This is a genomic window from Clostridia bacterium (assembly GCA_017554615.1).
Classification (GTDB): domain Bacteria; phylum Bacillota; class Clostridia; order UMGS1840; family HGM11507; genus SIG450.
The window spans coordinates 1-2,986 of sequence record JAFZHY010000009.1 but is presented as its reverse complement, the minus strand read 5'-3'; the positions used below and the strand labels follow the sequence as shown (position 1 = coordinate 2,986).

The window sequence follows — 2,986 nt, the reverse complement described above, 5'->3', positions numbered from 1 at the left end:
TTAGCAACACGGTTTAAGCTTACAACTCTTTCTTTTATGTCTAATACTGTAGAATCTACTTTATCTAAACTCACTTGGGTTTTACCTCCTTATTAGAATTTAAGACCGCCCTCACGAGCGCCGTCTGCTAATGCAGCAACTCTTCCGTGATATAAATATCCGCCTCTGTCGAATACAACAGTTTCGATATTCATTTCAAGCGCTTTCTTAGCTATTAATTTTCCTACTTCTGTAGCTGCTTCGATATTACCACCGTTTTTAACTTCAATCTCTTTTGAAAGTGTTGAAGCAGAAACAAGTGTAACACCCTTAGTGTCGTCAATAATCTGAGCATATATGTTATTTAGACTTTTAAAAACATTCAGTCTTGGAGTTTCAGAAGTACCTGAAATCTTAGCTCTGATTGCTTTATGTCTTCTAACTCTTGCAACATTACTGTCTGCTTTTTTGATCATAACTAATTCGCTCCTTTCTTAAGGCTTAGTGATTACTTACCTGTTTTACCTTCTTTTCTCTTAATAACTTCATCAGAATATTTAATACCTTTACCTTTATATGGTTCAGGAGGTCTTTTTTCTCTGATGTTAGCAGCGAACTGACCAACTTTCTGTTTGTCAATACCGGTAATTATTATTTTGTTAGGGTTAGGAACATCGATGGAAATACCGTCAATTTCGTTAACCTCTACCTGATGAGAATAACCAAGGTTTAAAACAAGAGTTTTACCCTGTTTTGCCGCTCTGTAACCAACACCGTTGATATCAAGTTCTTTTGTAAAGCCCTGAGTTACACCAATAATCATATTGTTAAGTAATGCTCTGGTTAAACCGTGAAGTGCTCTAACTTCTTTGATGTCATTAGGTCTGGTAAATGTGATAACATTATCGTTTATTTCGATTTTAATCTGACTGTTAAATGACTGCTCAAGAGTTCCTTTTGGACCTTTAACGGTAACAAAGTTATCGTTAGAAATTTTAACTTCTACACCCTGAGGAAGCTCTATAGGCATTTTTCCTATTCTTGACATATTTTCGTCCTCCTCCTTTTATTACCAGATGTATGCTAAAACTTCGCCACCAACATTTTCTTTTCTGGCTTTCTTGTCGGTCATAACACCTTTTGATGTTGAGATAATAGCGATACCTAAACCTTTAAGAACTCTTGGAAGTTCTTCTTTGTTAGCATAGATTCTAAGACCAGGCTTAGAAATTCTTTTGATTCCGCTAATAACTCTCTGTTTGTTTTCAGCGTATTTAAGAGAAACTCTTATGATACCCTGTTTTCCGTCATCAATAATCTGATAATTCTTTATATATCCTTCTTCAAGTAATATTTCTGCTATTGATTTCTTTAAATTAGACGCCGGAATGTCAACTGAAAGATGTCTTGCTGAGTTAGCATTTCTGATTCTTGTTAACATATCAGCGATTGGATCTGTGATTTGCATTCGTCATGCCTCCTTCCGTTTAAATAAGATGCAAAAACCATCTTATCTCTTACGCAACATATTTTTTACCAACTTGCTTTTTTAACACCAGGAATTTGTCCTTTATATGCTAGTTCTCTGAAACAAATTCTGCAGATGCCGAATTTTCTAAGATATGCATGCGGTCTTCCGCAAATTTTACATCTATTATAAAATCTTGTTGAAAACTTAGGTGTTCTTTGTTGTTTTAAAATCATCGCTTTTTTAGCCACTTTAAGAACCTCCCTTCAGGTTAGTTTTTAGCAAATGGAGCGCCCATAAGAGTAAGTAACTCTTTTGCTTCTTCATCTGTCTTTGCGGTAGTAACAAAATTAATGTCCATACCTCTTAACTTTTCAATTTTATCGTATTCGATTTCAGGGAATATAAGCTGTTCCTTAAGACCCATAGAGTAGTTACCTCTACCGTCGAAGGAGTTAGGATTGATTCCTCTGAAGTCTCTAACTCTTGGTAATGCGATGTTGAATAATCTGTCAAGGAATTCGTACATTCTCTTTCCTCTTAAGGTTACCTTACATCCAAGCTTCATACCTTCTCTAACCTTAAAGTTTGAAACTGATTTCTTAGCTGTTGTTACGATTGGCTGCTGACCTGTGATGATAGCAAGCTCCGCAATAGCAGCATCTAAAAGTTTGGAATTGTCCTTAGAATCGCCGGCGCCGATATTGATAGTAATCTTATCAAGCTTTGGAATTTCCATAACGTTTTTATATCCGAACTTTTCTTTAAGTGCTTTAGCAACTTCATTCTTGTAGAATTCTTCTAATCTTGCCATTTTAAATCCTCCTTCCCAAACTTTTAGTTATCGATAACTTCGTTACACTTTTTGCAGTATCTTACTTTTGAACCGTCTTCAAGAATCTTCTTACCAACTCTTGCAGCCTTACCGCACTTATCGCATACAAACATAACCTTTGCTGCGTAGATAGGAGCTTCATTCTTCAGAATACCGCCTACATCGCCCTGCTTTCTAGCCTTTGTGTGCTTAGTAGCAATGTTGATGCCTTCTACTATAATTTTACCTGTTTTTGGCATTACTTCAAGAACCTTACCGGTCTTGTTCTTATCCTTACCGGATATTACCTTAACAGTTTCACCTTTTTTAACGTGAATCTTTTTAATCATCTCTCAAATACCCCCATTACAGTACTTCAGGTGCAAGAGAAAGAATCTTCATATATTCTTTATCACGAAGCTCTCTTGCAACAGGGCCGAAAATACGTGTTCCTTTTGGGTTCTTGTCGTCCTTAATAATAACTGCCGCATTTTCGTCGAATTTTATATATGAGCCGTCAGCTCTGCCAACGCCCTTTTTAGATCTTACGATAACAGCCTTAACAACTTCGCTTTTTTTCACAACTCCGCCGGGTGTTGCTTTCTTAACAGTAGCAATGATTACATCGCCAACGTTAGCATATTTTCTCTTGGAACCACCCATAACTCTGATGCAAAGAAGCTCTTTAGCGCCGGTGTTATCAGCAACCTTTAATCTTGTTTCTT

General features: G+C 36.5%; 7 protein-coding genes. All 7 read right to left on the bottom strand.

Features of this window, described 5'->3' with window-relative positions:
• Positions 1 to 92 precede the first annotated feature (92 nt).
• Positions 93 to 455 (bottom strand): 50S ribosomal protein L18, encoded by a 363-nt coding sequence (gene rplR, locus IKZ35_02020; protein ID MBR4892740.1) that lies wholly within the window; start codon positions 453 to 455, stop codon positions 93 to 95.
• Between the two features lie 32 nt (positions 456 to 487).
• On the bottom strand, positions 488 to 1,027 hold the full coding sequence (gene rplF / locus IKZ35_02015) for a 50S ribosomal protein L6 (GenBank protein ID MBR4892739.1): 540 nt from the start codon (positions 1,025 to 1,027) through the stop codon (positions 488 to 490).
• 21 nt (positions 1,028 to 1,048) lie between these two features.
• A complete protein-coding gene (gene rpsH, locus IKZ35_02010) occupies positions 1,049 to 1,447 on the bottom strand; it encodes a 30S ribosomal protein S8 (GenBank protein MBR4892738.1) in 399 nt (132 codons plus the stop codon).
• Positions 1,448 to 1,512: 65 nt separating this feature from the next.
• Positions 1,513 to 1,698 (bottom strand): type Z 30S ribosomal protein S14, encoded by a 186-nt coding sequence (locus IKZ35_02005; protein MBR4892737.1) that lies wholly within the window; start codon positions 1,696 to 1,698, stop codon positions 1,513 to 1,515.
• Between the two features lie 20 nt (positions 1,699 to 1,718).
• Complete coding sequence (rplE, locus tag IKZ35_02000) at positions 1,719 to 2,261, bottom strand: 50S ribosomal protein L5 (GenBank protein ID MBR4892736.1); 543 nt, start codon at positions 2,259 to 2,261, stop codon at positions 1,719 to 1,721.
• Positions 2,262 to 2,284: 23 nt separating this feature from the next.
• Positions 2,285 to 2,611, bottom strand: a complete 327-nt coding sequence (gene rplX, locus IKZ35_01995) for a 50S ribosomal protein L24 (GenBank protein ID MBR4892735.1) — start codon at positions 2,609 to 2,611, stop codon at positions 2,285 to 2,287.
• Positions 2,612 to 2,627: 16 nt separating this feature from the next.
• A partial coding sequence (gene rplN, locus IKZ35_01990; protein MBR4892734.1) for a 50S ribosomal protein L14 occupies positions 2,628 to 2,986 on the bottom strand: 359 nt, incomplete at its 5' end.